A 15,833-nucleotide genomic window follows, 5' to 3' on the forward strand; every position below is an offset into this window, starting at 1 on the left:
TGGGGGGCGGTCGGTTCTCCCGGGGGCTGCGCCCCCAGACCCCCGGCGGGGCCTGCGGCCTCCGCATCCCGCTTCGGGGCTCCGCCCCGGGGGTCCTTGCCCGTCTGCGGCCCGGTGGTGGGCTGGTCGCGCAGTTCCCCGCGCCCCTTCAGGGCCCGGACCCCGGCTGCGGGCAGTGGTGAGTTGCTCGCGCCCCGTCGAAGCAGTGGGCCTCTGTTGCTCGTGGCCTGACCGTTCGGGCCCGAACCTCCCTCTCCGGAGGCGGGCGGCCCCCCAGGGGCGCGGGGAACTGCGCGACCAGCCAGGCACCGTCCGCAGACGAAAGGCGGCGGGGCGCAGGGGCCGCAGGCCCCGCAAGTTTCCTCCCCCTGCCCCCGGGGGGTCAGTCGCGGGCCAGGCCGAAGCGGGACATGAAGCCCGGGCGTTCGTCCGTCGCCACCGACGCCGCCCCGTCCGTCACCGTCTCGTACACCGCCAGGATGTCCGCCCCCACCGTCGACCAGTCGAAGCGCCGCACATGGGCCGAACCCCGTGCCCCGAGTTCGGCCCGGCGGGCCGGGTCGGCCAGGAGGCGCAGGGCCGCCGTCGCCAGGGCGTCCGCGTCCTCGTTGGCGAAGAGCTCACCCGCGCTGCCCTGGTCCAGGACCTGCGCGAACGCGTCCAGGTCGCTCGCCAGCACCGCCGCCCCGGCGGAGAGCGCCTCGACGAGGATGATGCCGAAGCTCTCGCCGCCGGTGTTGGGCGCCACGTACACGTCGACGCTGCTCAGGAAGCGCGCCTTGTCCTCGTCGCTCACCATGCCCAGGAACTCCACGCGCGGGCGGAGCTCCGCCGGCAGGGACGCCACCGCCTCCTGCTCGTCGCCGCGCCCCGCCACCAGCAGACGGGTCCGCGGCCGTTCCGCGAGGATCCTCGGCAGCGCCTTGATCAGGACCGGCAGGCCCTTCCTCGGCTCGTCGATACGCCCTATGAACCCCAGGGTGTCGCCCTGCCACTCGGGCCGGGGCTCGGCCTTGGCGAAGAAGTCGACGTCGACGCCGTTGGGGATGACGACCGCGTCGCCGCCGAGATGCTCGACCAGCGTGCGCCGCGCGTACTCGCTCACCGCGATCCGTGCGCTGATCTTCTCCAGGGCGGGCTGGAGGATCGGATAGGCGGCGATCATCGCCCGCGAACGCGGGTTGGAGGTGTGGAAGGTCGCCACGATGGGGCCCTGCGCCGCCCAGCAGCTCAGCAGGCCCAGCGAGGGCGAGGCGGGCTCGTGGATGTGGATGACGTCGAAGGTGCCCTCGTGCAGCCACCGCCGTACCCGGGCCGCCGACAGGAACCCGAAGTTCAGCCGGGCCACCGAGCCGTTGTACGGGACCGGGACCGCCCGGCCCGCCGAGACCACGTACGGCGGCAGCGGCGTCTCGTCGTCGGCGGGGGCCAGGACGGAGACCTCGTGGCCGCGCCGGATCAGATGCTCGGCCAGGTCCCTGATGTGGAACTGCACGCCACCCGGTACGTCCCAGGAGTACGGGCAGACGATGCCGATCCTCACGCCCGGCGCTCCTCAAGGTCGGCGAGCCACAGCCGCTGCAGCATGTGCCAGTCCTCCGGGTGTTCGGCGATTCCGGTGGCGAAGGCGTCGGCCAGCGCCTGGGTCATCACGGAGGTCTTCTCCGCGCGCGTGCCCGTCTCGGGCACGTCGATCGGCGGGTGCACCCGGCCCTGCATGACCGGCGACGCGTCGTACCAGAGCGTCACGGGCAGCAGCAGGGCGCCGGTCCGCTGGGCCAGCATCGCGGGTCCGGCGGGCATCCGCGCCGTCTCCCCGAAGAACTTCACCTCGACGCCGGAGGCGGACAGGTCACGGTCCGCCACCAGGCAGACCAGACCGCCCGCCCGCAGCCGCCTCGCCAGCGTGCCGAAGGCCGCGCCGCCGGTGTGCGGCAGGACCTCCATGCCCAGGCCCTCGCGGTAGGCGACGAACCGGTCGTACAGCGTCTCGGGCTTGAGCCGCTCGGCGACCGTGGTGAACGGCGTCTCGAGCGCGGTGGTGACCCAGGCACCCGCCAGGTCGTAGTTGCCCATGTGCGGCAGCGCCAGGACCACGCCCCGCCCGGCGGCGAGGCCGTCGGTGAGGTGGTGCAGGTCCCTGGCCGCGAACCCGGTCCGCATCCGGTCCCTGCTCCAGGCCGGCAGCCGGAAGGACTCCATCCAGTACCGCATGTAGGAGCGCATCCCGGCCCGCGACAGCTCGGCCAGGCGCTGCGGGGAGGCGTCGGGCACCACGCGCGCGAGGTTGGACTCCAGCCGCAGCACGCTCTTGCCGCGCCGCTTCCACACCGTGTCCGCGATCCGCCGGCCCAGGCCCGTGGCCACCGGCTCGGGGAGCTTCTTGACGGTGGCCCAGCCCAGTCCGTAGAGCGTGTCCGTCAGCCGTTCCCGCATCAGGCGGCCTCGCTCGCGGCGGCGGCGTCGGCCTCCGCGCACTCGCGGCGCACCGTCACCACCCGCTGGATCAGCGTGATCAGACTGCCCACGGCCACGATCCACAGCGCGATCGGCAGCAGGATCTGGATGCCCGGCACCCCGAACTTGTGCAGCCCCGCGAGCCCCGCCGCGACCAGCGAGATCACCAGGCGCTCGGCCCGCTCGATCAGGCCGTTGACGGCGACCGGCAGCCCGATCGACTCGCCGCGCGCCTTGGTGTACGAGACGACCTGGCCGCTGGCCAGGCAGAAGATCGCGACCGCGCACAGCACGTTGTCGTCACCGCCGCCCGCGTACCAGAGGGCGAAGCCACCGAAGATGGCCCCGTCCGCGACACGGTCGAGCGTGGAGTCGAGGAACGCGCCCCACCGGCTGGAGATCCCCGCCTGGCGGGCCATGTTGCCGTCGACCAGGTCGGAGAAGACGAACAGGGTGATGACGATCGTGCCCCAGAAGAGCTCCCCGCGGGGGAAGAAGACCAGCGCCCCCGCCATCACTCCGGCCGTGCCCAGCAGGGTCACGGCGTCGGGGCTCACCCCCCGGCGGAGCAGAAACGCGGCGAACGGCGTGAGGACACGCGTGAAGAATGCACGCGCGTACTTGTTCAGCATGGCCTTCCCGACGGTCGGTGTGGCCGCGCGGCCCTGCTGGCCACCGGCTGGCCCATCGTAGCCAGGCCCGCGCGCCTCCACCGCCGCGCACCCTCACCGCCCGCGTTCCCGTACGACGTATGGACGCACCGTGACCGGAGTGGAACGCTGGAAGGACCGCGGGCACGCGAAGCCGCCTTCGCCGGGGTTCTCCCTGGCCGGGGGCCGGGGAGGACTCCGCGCGGCCGCGCCCTCTCACCACCTCACCGTGCAAGAAACGAAAAGCCATACGGGAGGAACGGCATGGGCGACAAGGCGAGTGCACATCCCGGAGCCGCCGGCAGGGCAGCTACGGCCGACCACCCCGCATCCGTACGGAACGTGGTGCTGGTCGGCCACAGTGGATCCGGGAAGACGACATTGGTGGAAGCGCTCGCGCTGACGGCGGGGGCCGTCAACCGCGCGGGCCGGGTCGAGGACGGCGGGACCGTCTCCGACTACGACGAGATCGAACACCGCCAGCAGCGCTCGGTCCAGCTCTCGCTGGTCCCGGTGGAATGGGGCGGCTGCAAGATCAATATCCTGGACACCCCCGGATACGCCGACTTCGTCGGAGAGCTCAGGGCCGGTCTGCGAGCGGCGGACGCGGCCCTTTTCGTCGTCTCCGCCTCGGACGGCGTGGACGGCGCCACCCGTATGGTGTGGGACGAGTGCGCGGCCGTGGGCATGCCCCGGGCCCTGGTGGTGACCCACCTGGAGGCGGCCCGCGCCGACTTCACCGAGATGACCCGGGTGTGCGCCGAGGCCTTCGGCGGCGACGACCCCGACGCCGTACTCCCGCTCTACCTGCCGCTGCACGGAGCCGAGGGACCGGACGGCCACGCGCCCGTCACCGGCCTCATCGGGCTCCTCTCCCAGCGCGTGTACGACTACGCCTCCGGCGAGCGCAAGGAGGCCGAGCCCGGCCCCGAGCACCTCCCGCTCATCGAGGAGGCCCGCAACCGGCTGATCGAGGGGATCATCGCCGAGAGCGAGGACGAGACTCTCATGGACCGCTACCTCGGCGGCGCGGAGATCGACGTCAAGACGCTGGTCGACGACCTGGAGCGGGCGGTGGCACGCGGCACCTTCCACCCCGTCCTCGCCGCCGCGCCCGCCGCCGACGGCGCCCGCCAGGGCATCGGCACCGTGGAGCTCCTGGAGCTGATCACCGGCGGTTTCCCGACCCCGCTGGAGCGCACCCCGCCCGAGGTCACCACCCCGCAGGGCGCCGCGCGCCCCACCCCCCTCTGTGCCCCCGACGGCCCCCTGGTCGCCGAAGTGATCAAGACCTCCTCCGACCCGTACGTGGGCCGCGTCAGCCTGGTCCGTGTCTTCTCCGGCACCCTCCACCCCGACGAGACCGTCCATGTCTCCGGGCACGGAATGAGCGACCGGGGCCACGAGGATCACGACGTCGACGAGCGGATCGGAGCGCTCTCCTCCCCCTTCGGCAAACAGCAGCGCACGCTGGGCTCCTGCATCGCCGGTGACATCGCGTGCGTGGCCAAGCTGACCCGCGCCGAGACCGGGGACACCCTCTCCGGCAAGGACGACCCCCTGCTCATGGCGCCCTGGGACATGCCCGACCCGCTGCTCCCGCTCGCCATCCAGGCCCACAGCAAGGCCGACGAGGACAAGCTCTCCCAGGGGCTCGCCCGGCTCGTCGCCGAGGACCCGACCATGCGCCTGGAGCAGAACCCGCACACCCACCAGCTGGTCCTGTGGTGCCTGGGCGAGGCCCACAAGGACGTGGCCCTGGAGCGGCTGCGCAGCCGCTACGGCGTCCAGGTCGACGTCGTCCCGCACAAGGTCTCCCTGCGCGAGACCTTCGGCGACACCGCCACCGGACGCGGGCGCCACGTCAAGCAGTCCGGCGGCCACGGCCAGTACGCGATCTGCGAGATCGAGGTGGCGCCGCTGCCGCCCGGATCCGGCATCGAGTTCGTCGACAAGGTGGTGGGCGGGGCCGTGCCGCGCCAGTTCATCCCCTCCGTCGAGAAGGGCGTACGCGCCCAGGCGGCCAGGGGTGTGGCCGCCGGCTACCCGCTCGTAGACGTACGGATCACGCTCCTGGACGGCAAGGCCCACTCGGTGGACTCCTCCGACGCCGCCTTCCAGACCGCCGGGGCGCTCGCCCTGCGCGAGGCCGCCGCCGACGCCCGCATCCACCTCCTCGAACCCGTCGCCGAACTCCAGGTCCTGGTGCCCGACGACTACGTCGGCCCGGTCATGAGCGACCTCTCCGGCCGCCGGGGCCGCGTCGTCGGCACCGAGCAGGCGGGCCCCGGGCGCACCCTGGTACGGGCCGAGGTGCCCGAGATCGAGATCGGGCGGTACGCGATCGACCTGCGCTCCGTCTCGCACGGCACCGGCCGGTTCGACCGCCGCTACGCCCGGCACGAGCCGATGCCGCCGCAACTGGTGGAGAAGATCCGCGAATCGATGGAAAAGACCGGTTAGACACGGAAACTGACGGCTCGTCGGGGACGTCGTCCGCCCAGTCCCCTTGCGGTGGACGGCATTCCGACGTCCCGTGTCGCTCGGGCACGGACCCCGATACGCTGGGTCCCTGCTCAGCAGGTGTGCGGGGAACGGCAGTCGGGAAGAGGCCGCGGAGCGACGATGTGCGGCGATGGGGGCGGCAGTGGCGGACCAACCATTCGACTTCTCACCCGGGGCCCAGGTCCCGCTCCAGGGATCGGCGGGCCAGACGGCCGCGACCCAGGCACTCGCCTCGGCCGCCTACCGCGACAGCCCGGTCGTCGACATCCTCAAGGCCAACAACGAATGGCACGAGTCGGTCGTCACCAAGCCCCGGCTCTCGCTCTTCGAACCCAACCTCGGTGAGGCCTTCTCCCGCGCCGTGCAGTCCCGCATGCTCGGCGCCACCCGCAAGGCGCTGATCCAGTCCTTCGGCACCGAACCCCAGACCGTCGTCGAACACTGCCTCGCCGCGATCCGCATCCGCAAGGAGCGCGACACCAGGCTCACCCTCGTCACCGGTGTCTTCGGCGTGCTCTTCCTGCCCGGACTGCTGCTCTGGCTCGGCCTCTTCCAGCTGCGCCGCACCCTCGCCGGCGCCAAGGACCGCCGCGCCGGAGCCCTGGGCAACCTGCTCCTCCTGGCCTTCGCCGTGCTCGCGGTGATCGCCCTGATCAAACTGCCCTTCGGCGGATTCCTCGCGATCTACCTGCGCGCCATGCTGGTGATGCCCGTCCTCGGCTGGTTCTGGGCCAAGCAGATCTGCGAGACCACCGCCAAGGATTTGCGGGCCCGCTGGAACGGCCTGCTCGCCGGGGGCGGCGTCGGCGCCAAGATCCCCGAGGCCGTGCCGAAGAACCCCCACGAGACGGCCGCCGAACGGCTGCGCCAGAGCCTGGCCAAGCTCACCGCCGAACAGCAGAGCAACGCCGTCTTCTACGCCGGCCCCAAGGGCATACTCGGCATGGGCACCCGCTGGGGCAGCTGGCAGCTGGCCGAGGAGCTCGTCTCCAAGGAACCCGGCAAGGAGATCCACGGCTTCCGCAGCTGGGACGTCATCAAGTCCATCCAGGACCGCCTCCAGCTCCTCGAACGCGGCCCCCTGCACACCGGCGGCTTCCCCCGGCCCTCGGTCACCAACTGGGTGGTCTCCCCCGTCGGCGAGAACGCCAAGGAGGTCGCCCGGCCCACCGGCCAGGATGTCGACAGCTTCCAGGTCCGCCAGCACGAGGTCCAGCGGATCTGCAACGAGCAGCAGTTCTCCAGCGGCAACCGCCACTATCTGGGCGTGCAGTTCACCCTCTGGGACGGCCAGCTGGTGATCACCATGATGATCACCGTGACCGTGCTCCACGAGACCCTGCGCATCGAGGTCACCGGGCACGCGCTCGGCCCGGTGCACGCCCTGTTCACCACCAAGCCCAGCCCCAAGACCAAGACGGTCGACAAGGCCTTCAAGTTCTGGGAGAAGAAGGAGATACAGCTCCCGCTGGTCGAGCCGCGCGAGGTCGTCCGCCTCGCCGCCCGCGCCCCGCTCACCTGGTTCCCGCCGCTCCTGGACCACCTCGGGGGCAAGCTGGTGCTGCCCGAGCCGTTCGGTCTGCGGCACGTCTGGGCCGACAAGCCCTGGCGCCACCGCTTCATGGCCGACGACGCGATGCGGGCGGCCACCCCGGTGCTGCGCGTGGTGCACGCCGCCGCGATGAAGGTGCTGGACGAGAACGGCGTGGACACCGAGCGCTTCACCAACCGCTCGATGATCCTCAGCGGCATGGTGCAGGACCCGGCGCCGCGCAAGGCCGACCTGTACGACGCCTGAGCGTCAGCTCCTGGGCCACGCCCGCGCGAGCATCTCGCGGGTGTCGCCCAGGAGTTGGGGCAGGATCTTGGTGTGGCCGACGACCGGCATGAAGTTGGTGTCGCCGCCCCAGCGCGGCACGATGTGCTGGTGCAGATGGGCGGCGATCCCGGCGCCCGCCACCGAACCCTGGTTGAGACCGATGTTGAAGCCGTGCGCGCCGGACGCGGTCCGCAGCGCCCGCATCGCCTGCTTGGTGATCTCCGCCAGCTCGACGGTCTCGGCGGTGTCCAGGTCGGTGTAGTCGGCGACGTGCCGGTAGGGCACGACCATGAGGTGGCCGCCGTTGTACGGGTAGAGGTTCAGCACCGCGTACACATGCTCGCCCCGGGCCACGACGAGCCCGTCCTCGTCCGATTTGGCCGGGATCGAGCAGAAGGGGCAGCCGTCGCCGGCATCCGGGCCGGTCGGCTTGTTCTCGCCCTGGATGTACGCCATCCGATGGGGCGTCCACAGGCGCTGGAAGGCGTCCTGGACACCCACTCCGATCTGCTGTTCCGGCTCACTCGTCATGCTGTGCAGCATATGACTTCACGCGCGGGGACGACGAAGGCCCCCGGGAAGTGATCGCTTCCCGGGGGCCCCGCGACGGTGGGGCGCGTCAGACCTGGGCCCGCTCCTCGACGACCTTGAGGAGCTTGGCGATGGCCTCGTCGACCGGGATGCCGTTCTCCTGCGACCCGTCGCGGTAGCGGAACGAGACGGCACCGGCGGCCATGTCCTCGTCACCCGCGATGACCATGAACGGGACCTTGGCCTTCTGATGGTTGCGGATCTTCTTCTGCATCCGGTCCGAGGACGCGTCCACCTCGACCCGCAGGCCCTTCTTCTTCGCCTCGGCGGCGAACTCCTGGAGGTACTCGACGTGCGCGTCGCCGATCGGGATGCCGACCGCCTGGACCGGGGCCAGCCACGGCGGCATGGCGCCCGCGTAGTGCTCGAGGAGCACCGCGAAGAAGCGCTCGATGGAGCCGAACAGCGCGCGGTGGATCATGACCGGGCGCTGCTTGGAGCCGTCCGGACCGGTGTACTCCAGGTCGAAGCGCTCCGGCAGGTTGAAGTCGAGCTGCACGGTCGACATCTGCCAGGTGCGGCCGATGGCGTCCTTGCACTGCACGGAGATCTTCGGGCCGTAGAACGCGGCGCCGCCCGGGTCCGGGACCAGCGGGAGGCCCTGCTTCTCGGCCACCTGCCGCAGGGTCTCGGTGGCCTCCTCCCAGATCTCGTCCGAGCCGACGAACTTCTCCGGGTCCTTGGTGGACAGCTCCAGGTAGAAGTCGGTCAGACCGTAGTCGCGCAGCAGGTTCAGGACGAAGGTGAGCGTCTTGTCGAGCTCCTCCGCCATCTGCTCCTTGGTGCAGTAGATGTGCGCGTCGTCCTGGGTGAAGCCGCGGGCACGGGTCAGACCGTGCACGACGCCCGACTTCTCGTACCGGTACACCGTGCCGAACTCGAACAGGCGCAGCGGCAGCTCACGGTAGGAGCGGCCGCGCGCGTCGAAGATCAGGTTGTGCATCGGGCAGTTCATGGGCTTGAGGTAGTAGTCCACGCCCTCGTCGAGCTGCATGGGCGGGTACATGCCGTCGGCGTACCAGTCCAGGTGGCCCGACTGCTCGAAGAGCTTCCCCTTGGTCGCGTGGGGGGTGTAGACGAACTCGTAGCCCTCCTCCTCGTGCCGCTTGCGGCTGTAGTCCTCCATCACCCGGCGGATGATGCCGCCCTTGGGGTGGAAGACGGCGAGGCCGGATCCGATCTGCTCCGGGATGGAGAACAGGTCGAGCTCGGCGCCGAGCTTGCGGTGGTCCCGCTTCTCCGCCTCGGCCAGGAAGTCCAGGTGCGCCTTCAGCTCCTCCTTGGAGGGCCAGGCGGTGCCGTAGATGCGCTGGAGCATCGGGTTCTTCTCGCTGCCCCGCCAGTACGCCGCCGCGTTGCGCATCAGCTTGAACGCCGGGATGTTGCGGGTGGTCGGCAGGTGCGGGCCCCGGCAGAGGTCCTTCCAGCACAGGTCGCCGGTCTTGGCGTCCAGGTTGTCGTAGATGGTCAGCTCGCCGCCGCCCACCTCGACGTCCGCGCCGTCGTCGCTCGACGCCGAGCCCTTGATGCCGATGAGCTCCAGCTTGTACGGCTCGTTCGCGAGCTCCTCGCGGGCGGCCTCGTCGGTGACCACGCGGCGGGCGAACTTCTGCCCGCGCTTCTGGATCTCCTGCATCTTCTTCTCGATGGCCTTGAGGTCCTCCGGAGTGAAGGGCCGTGCCACGTCGAAGTCGTAGTAGAAGCCGTCCCGGACCGGCGGGCCGATGCCCAGCTTGGCCTCGGGGAAGAGCTCCTGGACGGCCTGGGCCATCACGTGGGCGGTGGAGTGGCGCAGGATGTTGAGGCCGTCCTCGGAGGAGATCTCGACGGGCTCGACCTCCTCGCCGTCCTTCACCTCGTGGGCGAGGTCCTTCAGCTCACCGGCCACGCGGGCCGCGACGACGGTGCGCTCACCGGTGAAGAGCTCGGCAGCCGTAGTGCCCGTCGTCACCACGCGCTCTTCCCGCTCGGAATCGCGTTGGATGATCACACGGACGTCTGACACCGGTCTCTCCTGACTGAAGGGGGCGCACCAGATTCATCTTGCGGATGCGTGATGAATCCTACCGAGCCGGTGGGGCCGGTCGCGAAACGGTTTGCGCGACGCCGTCCGCGACGCGACCCGAGCCGGAACCCACACCCCCTCACTCCTCCCCCGCGCACGCCTCCTCGAAGAAGGCCACGCTCTCCATGGCCCCCTGGATCGACTTCATCAGCCGGTCCCGCTCGGCGTCGTCGACCTGGACCGTTGCCACGCCGGTCGCCCCGGCGAGCCGGCGGAAGCCGCCCCGGCTCTCCAGCCGGCCCGCCACCCGGATCGGCAGACCGGCGAGGTGGGCGTGGCCGGCGATCCGGTAGTCCTCCTCGTCCAGCTCCATCCGTACGTACGGGATCTCGGCGCCCGCCAGCACCCGCAGGCGTACGGTCCCCGGCCCGCGCGGGCCCGAGCGCCGCAGCCGGACCACCGCGCCGGTGACCCGGACCGGCAGCGCGGGCTCGTCCTGGAGGTAGCGCGCACCGGCCTCGCGCAGGGCGGGCAGATCGCCGGGCGAGAACTCGACGGGGTCGGGGCGCGGCGCGCAGCCGGCCGGGACGCCCGCCGCGGGGGCCCATTCCAGGGCGACGCGGACCCCCTCCGAGCCCGCGACCAGGGCGACGACCGCCTCGGTGAGTTCGCGGCTGGCTCCGGCGCCGACGGCCGTGTCGAAGGCCTCCATGCCGCCGGTGGTGCGGCGGTAGTCGACGGCCTCGCGGACCGCGTGGAGCGCCTCGTAGAGCCGGACGACGACCGGGCGGGCCGGTTCCACGGGGACGAACGCGGTGAGCCGTCCGCCTGGCGCCTGGCCCACCAGGACGCCGTCCAGGGCGGCGAGCGCCTGCCGCCGGTGGCGGGCGCCGTAGTACCCGGCGCGGCCGCGCACGGCGAGCGCGGCGGCCAGGAGCATGCGGTGGGCGGCGCCGCGCAGCCGCTCCTGTTCGGTCCAGGGGGCGGCGCCGCAGGGGCCCGGCGGGGCGCCGCGCCACCAGCGGACCTCGTCGCTGGGCACGGCGAGGGAGACGAGCACCTCGCGCGCGGAGGGCTCGGCCGAGCGGGCCAGCGCGGTGAGTACCTCGCCGATCAGGTCCTCGCTGTCGGGGTAGGCGCGGCTCTCGGGCACCAGCAGGCTGGTGCCGGGTCCGGCGCCGGTGGGCGGGGTCCAGCGCGCGTACCGTCCGGCCGCGCCGCCGCGCCGCTGCCAGCCGTGGCGGCGCAGCAGTACGCCGAGCACGGCCGGGTCCACCTGTGCCGGGACCGGCTCCGGGACCTCGGGCCCGCCGGACTCCCCGCTCGCCAGACGCATCAGGGTCTCCCTCCCACCCCGACCCGGGTCATGATCTCGCAGAGCGCGCGATCGTCGAAGATCCGTGAGGTCGGTATCCGCACTGTGGTTCTGCGCCGTCCGGTCACCGGGTGGCCGGCCAGGTTGGTCCAGTAGCAGCAGTGCCTCAGCGCGAGCCGGTCGTGGCCCGCGCGCAGCCACTCGTCCCGGCTTCTGGGCACGAGCATCACGACCAGGATCTTGTGCACCGAGACGGGGGTGCGGGCCAGCTTCACCAGGTGCTCGTTGTCGAGGGTGAAGGAGAAGGCCCCGCCCGGGGGGTGCGGGGGGATCTGGTACGTGGACTTGAGCTGCACCTTGATCGTGACTTCGTCGTCGACGGTGTGGCCGGGGGCGCTGTGGCTCACGTGCCAGTCGATCCCGTTGTCCGGAAAGGGCTGTGAGAGCGAGCAGCCGGCGGCCGCCGCCACGGCGTGGAGATAGCCCACCTGGAGGGTCTCCATGCAGGCGGTGGTGGCGAGTGAGCCGCGCGGCGGTCCGGTGCGCCCGGTCAGGAGCCCGCTCGGCTCGGGCTGCGCGATCGCCATGGCCGTCGTACGCCTTCCGTCAACTCGCGGGCCCGTCACCTGTGTTGTTGCCGACGGGCGTACGCCGCAAACGGCCCGGGTATCACCGGATCGGGCAGGGGACGCACACCATCTGCCATGGGCGCAAAGGGAGTTGAACCATGACGTGCTGGTATGAAGGCCCCCTGGCCGCTTTCGACACCGAGACGACGGGGGTGGACGTCGAGCGGGACCGGCTGGTCTCGGCCGCTCTGGTGGTGCAGGACGGGCCGGGTTCACGTCCGCGGTCCACTCGCTGGCTGGTGAATCCGGGCATACCGGTGCCGGCCGCCGCGACCGCCGTGCACGGGCTCACCGACGAGCACCTCCAGTTCAACGGGCGGTGGCCCGCGCCGGTGATGGAGGAGGTGGCCAGGGCTCTGGCCGAGGAGTGCGCGGCGGGCCGGCCGCTGGTGGTGATGAACGCGCCGTTCGATCTGACGCTGCTGGACCGGGAGTTGAGGCGGCACCGCGCCTCGTCGCTGGAGCGCTATCTGGACGGGGCGCCCCTGCGGGTGCTCGATCCGCGGGTCCTGGACAAGCATCTGGACCGGTACCGCAAGGGCCGGCGCACCCTGTCCGATCTGTGCGAGCACTACGGGGTGGTGCTGGAGGGCGCCCATGACGCGGCGGCGGACGCACTGGCCGCGCTGGAGGTCGTACGGGCGGTGGGGCGGCGGTTCGCGGCGCGGCTCGAACGGCTGACTCCGGCGGAGATCCACGCGCTCCAGACGGGCTGGCACGCGGCCCAGGCGCGGGGTCTGCAAGCGTGGTTCACGCGCAACGGGACGCCGGAGGCGGTGGATCCGGCGTGGCCGGTGCGGCCCGGGCTCCCGGCCGCGGCCTGAGCGGCGGACCGGGCACGGCCCGGGGTGGTGGCCTGCGTGGAACAAAGCAGGAGGCCGGTCCGTCGTCGACGGACCGGCCTTCTCCCGGTGGGCGATACTGGGTTCGAACCAGTGACCTCTTCGGTGTGAACGAAGCGCTCTCCCACTGAGCTAATCGCCCGGGAACGGACTGAACCATACAGGCCCGGACGGCCCGGGTTCAAACTCCGTCCAGGAGGGCCGTCAGGCCCCGCCGCCCGGCGCGCATCATCAGGGCGTGGTTGGCGAGGAAGACGGGCCGCGCGGGGAGCGAGAGGCGCCGCATCAGCGGCTTGCGCACCTCGACCTCCTGCTCGTACAGCGCGCGTGTGCCGCCGCCCCGGGCGTCGAGCGTCCAGCGGGCCCAGCCCTCCAGGTCACCGCCGGCGGCGACCTCCAGGACACCGGCCGCCTCGTCGCGGCGCCGCTCGCGGACGGTGACGACGAGGTCGTACGGGAGCAGGGAGCGGAACCTGGCGGTGCCCGCGCGGCCGCCGCCGGTGAGGGTGACCTCACGGACCTGCGGCCACCAGCGGGGGTACTCGTCGACGCGGGCCAGGACGGCGAAGACGGCGGCGGGCGGGGCGGGCAGGTGCCAGACGCTGCGGAACCGGTAGTGGCTCCATCGCGCGGTCGTCTGCCTCATGGGGGAAGTCTGCGCCGGGAAGCGGAAAGTACACCGGGTCGGGGGCGCTGGTTCGGCGAACGCCGAAGGCCCGGAGATCCGTGCGGATCTCCGGGCCTTCGGTCCGGGTGGGCGATACTGGGTTCGAACCAGTGACCTCTTCGGTGTGAACGAAGCGCTCTCCCACTGAGCTAATCGCCCGGGCGCACCGCAAACATTACCGCATGTCAGCGGGGCCTTTGACCACGGTGGCGGGTCCCGCCGGTCAGTCGTCGATCTTCCACGGCATGACGAGGCCGAACTTCCAGAGGTAGATCCCGGCGAGCACCGCCATGATCACCAGGGCGACCGTCGTCAGGATGATGTTCCGGCGCCGCACCTTGGGGTCGAGGGCGCGGTGGGCGGCCTCGGTGACCTTCCGCTTGGTCCAGCGCAGCACCAGCTGGGCCCAGACGAACTCGGTCGCCCAGATCGCCATGCCGCCGAAGATCACCAGCCAGCCGGGCCCCGGGAGCGGAAGCATGATGATGCCCGCGACGACCACCGCCAGGCCCACCACGAAGACGCCGACCTGCCAGCTCAGATGGAGCGTCCTGGACGCCTTGATGAAGGCCGGTGCCCGCGACCCCAGCGCCGCCTCGTCCGTCCCGGCCTGCTCGTCACTCCCCGTATTCATACGCTCCAACCTACCCGACGCGGGCGCTCACCAGAATGGCGGCATAACCCAAAGTAATACTCCGCCGTACGAGCTACCTGAACACCCGCAAAACGGCCAGAGGGGTTTACAACGGCACCGTAGGTGGCATGTCGATTTCGCCGACGTGCGAATCCCCGAGCGCACACTGAGCGAAAGGCCCTGGCGCTTATGAACACCACGGTCAGCTGCGAGCTGCACCTGCGCCTCGTTGTGTCGAGCGAGTCCTCACTGCCTGTACCGGCGGGCCTGCGGTATGACACGGCCGATCCCTACGCCGTGCACGCCACCTTCCACACCGGAGCCGAGGAGACCGTCGAGTGGGTGTTCGCCCGCGACCTCCTCGCCGAGGGCCTGCACCGGCCCACCGGTACCGGAGACGTCAGAGTCTGGCCGTCGCGCAGCCACGGTCAGGGCGTCGTCTGCATCGCCCTCAGCTCCCCGGAAGGAGAAGCCCTGCTCGAAGCCCCGGCGCGGGCGCTGGAGTCGTTCCTGAAGCGGACCGACGCCGCGGTGCCACCGGGCACCGAGCACCGCCACTTCGATCTCGACACGGAGCTCTCGCACATCCTGGCGGAGAACTGAGCCAGCCCGAGAGCCCCTCGGCGCCGTCCGACTCGGGGAGACGGCGTACGGACACCCGCATAGGCACGCCCACCTCCTAGGCATCTCACCGGCGCCCGTTTCGCGAGCACCCTCGCGGGACGGGCGCCGGTGCGCCGCGCGCGCGAGCCAGTAGAGTCGGCCAGCATCGGCGGGCACCGGCCCGCAGCAGGCCAGGGAGCGAATCGTGCTGATCCCTCACGACACCCGGATCGCCCTCGACATGGTGGTCGATCTGGTGAACACCGCGCCGGAGGGCGAGGAGCCCGACCGGCTCGCCGATGTCGACGCGCTGTACGGCTTCGCACGGGAGCACGACGTCAGCGGCGTGGACAGCCTCACCGCGCGCGACCTCTCCGGTGTACGGACCGTACGGGACCGGTTCTCGGCGGTCTTCGAGGCGCCGGACGCCCGGGCGGCTGCCGGTCTGGTCAACGAGATCGTGGCCGAGGCGGGCACCACGCCCCAGCTGACCGACCACGACGGCTACGACTGGCATGTGCACTACTTCGCGCCGGGCGCCTCGATCGCCGACCACCTGGCCGCCGACGGCGGGATGGCGCTGGCGTTCATCGTGGTGACGGGCGAGCAGGAGCGGCTGCGCCGGTGCGAGGCGCCGGACTGCGGGCGGGCCTTCGTGGACCTCTCGCGCAACCGCTCGCGCCGCTACTGCGACAGCCGCACCTGCGGGAACCGGCTGCACGTGGCCGCCTACCGGGCCCGGCGCAAGGAAGCCGCGGGCTGAGCCCGGGCGCGGCCCCTGGGGTTTCGCCAGTAGTCCTCCGTGTCCGGTCACAACAGATACAGGTCGTGCACGGCCGCCATGAGCAGCAGACAGCCGATCACCCCGAGAAAGATCATCAGGGGTGGCTGCGAAAGGGCGAAGAGGCAGCCGCGCGGCTCGTCGGCCGGGGGCGCGGGGTGCGGTTCTTCGGGCGGCGCGGGGACGTGCCCCGGGGAAGTGTCCAGCATCTCGGGGTGATGATGGACCAGCGGGAGCACGGCGGTGCGCCAACACGCCCACTCGGAGGGGGAGTTGCTTCGATGTTGACGGGCAGGTGTTCCCCCGGTCCCCGTCGCCGGTCCACCCCGGGGCGC

15 protein-coding genes and 2 tRNA genes are annotated in these 15,833 nt (G+C 71.6%); 5 read left to right on the forward strand and 12 right to left on the reverse strand.

All coding sequences use genetic code 11. The features are described 5' to 3' along the window. Positions 1 to 382 precede the first annotated feature (382 nt). The 3 genes from ACZ4MU_RS15130 to pgsA are packed head-to-tail and all read right to left on the reverse strand — an operon-like array spanning position 383 to position 3,089. Entirely contained in the window at positions 383 to 1,543 is a 1,161-nt protein-coding gene (locus ACZ4MU_RS15130; protein WP_467875797.1) for a glycosyltransferase family 4 protein, read from the reverse strand. After that, positions 1,540 to 2,436, reverse strand: coding sequence for a phosphatidylinositol mannoside acyltransferase (locus tag ACZ4MU_RS15135; RefSeq protein WP_467875799.1), 897 nt, complete (start codon positions 2,434 to 2,436; stop codon positions 1,540 to 1,542). The genes ACZ4MU_RS15130 and ACZ4MU_RS15135 overlap by 4 nt, the downstream gene beginning before the upstream one ends. Next, positions 2,436 to 3,089: a phosphatidylinositol phosphate synthase gene (pgsA, locus tag ACZ4MU_RS15140; protein WP_467875802.1), complete on the reverse strand. Its 654-nt coding sequence runs from the start codon at positions 3,087 to 3,089 to the stop codon at positions 2,436 to 2,438. Before pgsA ends, ACZ4MU_RS15135 begins: the two co-directional genes overlap by 1 nt. Positions 3,090 to 3,371: 282 nt before the next feature. On the opposite strand from pgsA, the gene ACZ4MU_RS15145 reads away from it, so the two are divergent. Beyond that, a complete protein-coding gene (locus tag ACZ4MU_RS15145; RefSeq protein ID WP_467875804.1) occupies positions 3,372 to 5,570 on the forward strand; it encodes an elongation factor G-like protein EF-G2 in 2,199 nt (732 codons plus the stop codon). A gap of 184 nt (positions 5,571 to 5,754) precedes the next feature. Next, positions 5,755 to 7,410 carry a hypothetical protein gene (locus tag ACZ4MU_RS15150; RefSeq protein WP_467875807.1) on the forward strand — a complete coding sequence of 552 codons (1,656 nt, stop codon included), beginning with the start codon at positions 5,755 to 5,757 and terminating at the stop codon, positions 7,408 to 7,410. 3 nt (positions 7,411 to 7,413) lie between these two features. Here ACZ4MU_RS15150 and ACZ4MU_RS15155 read toward each other — a convergent pair whose 3' ends face one another. From ACZ4MU_RS15155 to ACZ4MU_RS15170, 4 genes are all read right to left on the reverse strand, one after another. Continuing rightward, positions 7,414 to 7,974 (reverse strand): HIT family protein, encoded by a 561-nt coding sequence (locus tag ACZ4MU_RS15155; RefSeq protein WP_467875809.1) that lies wholly within the window; start codon positions 7,972 to 7,974, stop codon positions 7,414 to 7,416. 76 nt (positions 7,975 to 8,050) lie between these two features. Beyond that, complete coding sequence (thrS, locus tag ACZ4MU_RS15160; RefSeq protein ID WP_467875812.1) at positions 8,051 to 10,027, reverse strand: threonine--tRNA ligase; 1,977 nt, start codon at positions 10,025 to 10,027, stop codon at positions 8,051 to 8,053. A gap of 139 nt (positions 10,028 to 10,166) precedes the next feature. Beyond that, positions 10,167 to 11,363 carry a serine/threonine-protein kinase gene (locus ACZ4MU_RS15165; protein ID WP_467875815.1) on the reverse strand — a complete coding sequence of 399 codons (1,197 nt, stop codon included), beginning with the start codon at positions 11,361 to 11,363 and terminating at the stop codon, positions 10,167 to 10,169. Next, positions 11,363 to 11,929, reverse strand: coding sequence for a DUF4365 domain-containing protein (locus ACZ4MU_RS15170; protein ID WP_467875818.1), 567 nt, complete (start codon positions 11,927 to 11,929; stop codon positions 11,363 to 11,365). Before ACZ4MU_RS15170 ends, ACZ4MU_RS15165 begins: the two co-directional genes overlap by 1 nt. 140 nt (positions 11,930 to 12,069) lie before the next feature. Here ACZ4MU_RS15170 and ACZ4MU_RS15175 point away from each other — a divergent pair, with 140 nt between their 5' ends. After that, entirely contained in the window at positions 12,070 to 12,795 is a 726-nt protein-coding gene (locus ACZ4MU_RS15175; RefSeq protein WP_467875821.1) for an exonuclease domain-containing protein, read from the forward strand. A gap of 88 nt (positions 12,796 to 12,883) precedes the next feature. Here the strand turns inward: ACZ4MU_RS15175 and ACZ4MU_RS15180 are convergent. The 4 genes from ACZ4MU_RS15180 to ACZ4MU_RS15195 all read right to left on the reverse strand — a co-directional run bounded on the left by ACZ4MU_RS15180 (position 12,884) and on the right by ACZ4MU_RS15195 (position 14,114). Continuing rightward, positions 12,884 to 12,955: transfer RNA gene (locus ACZ4MU_RS15180), tRNA-Val, on the reverse strand. Positions 12,956 to 12,994: 39 nt separating this feature from the next. Further along, entirely contained in the window at positions 12,995 to 13,459 is a 465-nt protein-coding gene (locus ACZ4MU_RS15185) for an SRPBCC family protein (protein WP_467875824.1), read from the reverse strand. Between the two features lie 108 nt (positions 13,460 to 13,567). Further along, a tRNA-Val gene (locus ACZ4MU_RS15190) sits at positions 13,568 to 13,639 on the reverse strand. A gap of 64 nt (positions 13,640 to 13,703) precedes the next feature. Further along, a complete protein-coding gene (locus ACZ4MU_RS15195) occupies positions 13,704 to 14,114 on the reverse strand; it encodes a TIGR02611 family protein (RefSeq protein ID WP_467875827.1) in 411 nt (136 codons plus the stop codon). Positions 14,115 to 14,303: 189 nt separating this feature from the next. On the opposite strand from ACZ4MU_RS15195, the gene ACZ4MU_RS15200 reads away from it, so the two are divergent. Together ACZ4MU_RS15200 and ACZ4MU_RS15205 are read left to right on the forward strand one after the other, a co-directional pair. Then, positions 14,304 to 14,717: an SsgA family sporulation/cell division regulator gene (locus tag ACZ4MU_RS15200; RefSeq protein ID WP_003987206.1), complete on the forward strand. Its 414-nt coding sequence runs from the start codon at positions 14,304 to 14,306 to the stop codon at positions 14,715 to 14,717. 205 nt (positions 14,718 to 14,922) lie between these two features. Next, entirely contained in the window at positions 14,923 to 15,480 is a 558-nt protein-coding gene (locus tag ACZ4MU_RS15205; protein ID WP_467875830.1) for a CGNR zinc finger domain-containing protein, read from the forward strand. A gap of 47 nt (positions 15,481 to 15,527) precedes the next feature. On the opposite strand, the gene ACZ4MU_RS15210 is transcribed toward ACZ4MU_RS15205, so the two are convergent. Then, complete coding sequence (locus ACZ4MU_RS15210) at positions 15,528 to 15,707, reverse strand: hypothetical protein (RefSeq protein ID WP_406552790.1); 180 nt, start codon at positions 15,705 to 15,707, stop codon at positions 15,528 to 15,530. Positions 15,708 to 15,833 lie beyond the last annotated feature (126 nt).

It is taken from the genome of Streptomyces sp. NPDC026377, assembly GCF_055567715.1.

Bases quoted from the DNA above. Each gene is read 5' to 3' on its own strand.
- ACZ4MU_RS15210 (WP_406552790.1), bottom strand. From the start codon at position 15,707: ATGCTGGACACTTCCCCGGGGCACGTCCCCGCGCCGCCCGAAGAACCG.
- ACZ4MU_RS15145 (WP_467875804.1), top strand. From the start codon at position 3,372: ATGGGCGACAAGGCGAGTGCACATCCCGGAGCCGCCGGCAGGGCAGCT.
- ACZ4MU_RS15195 (WP_467875827.1), bottom strand. From the start codon at position 14,114: ATGAATACGGGGAGTGACGAGCAGGCCGGGACGGACGAGGCGGCGCTG.
- ACZ4MU_RS15200 (WP_003987206.1), top strand. From the start codon at position 14,304: ATGAACACCACGGTCAGCTGCGAGCTGCACCTGCGCCTCGTTGTGTCG.
- ACZ4MU_RS15135 (WP_467875799.1), bottom strand. From the start codon at position 2,436: ATGCGGGAACGGCTGACGGACACGCTCTACGGACTGGGCTGGGCCACC.
- ACZ4MU_RS15155 (WP_467875809.1), bottom strand. From the start codon at position 7,974: ATGCTGCACAGCATGACGAGTGAGCCGGAACAGCAGATCGGAGTGGGT.
- ACZ4MU_RS15170 (WP_467875818.1), bottom strand. From the start codon at position 11,929: ATGGCGATCGCGCAGCCCGAGCCGAGCGGGCTCCTGACCGGGCGCACC.
- ACZ4MU_RS15165 (WP_467875815.1), bottom strand. From the start codon at position 11,363: ATGCGTCTGGCGAGCGGGGAGTCCGGCGGGCCCGAGGTCCCGGAGCCG.
- ACZ4MU_RS15175 (WP_467875821.1), top strand. From the start codon at position 12,070: ATGACGTGCTGGTATGAAGGCCCCCTGGCCGCTTTCGACACCGAGACG.
- pgsA (WP_467875802.1), bottom strand. From the start codon at position 3,089: ATGCTGAACAAGTACGCGCGTGCATTCTTCACGCGTGTCCTCACGCCG.
- ACZ4MU_RS15185 (WP_467875824.1), bottom strand. From the start codon at position 13,459: ATGAGGCAGACGACCGCGCGATGGAGCCACTACCGGTTCCGCAGCGTC.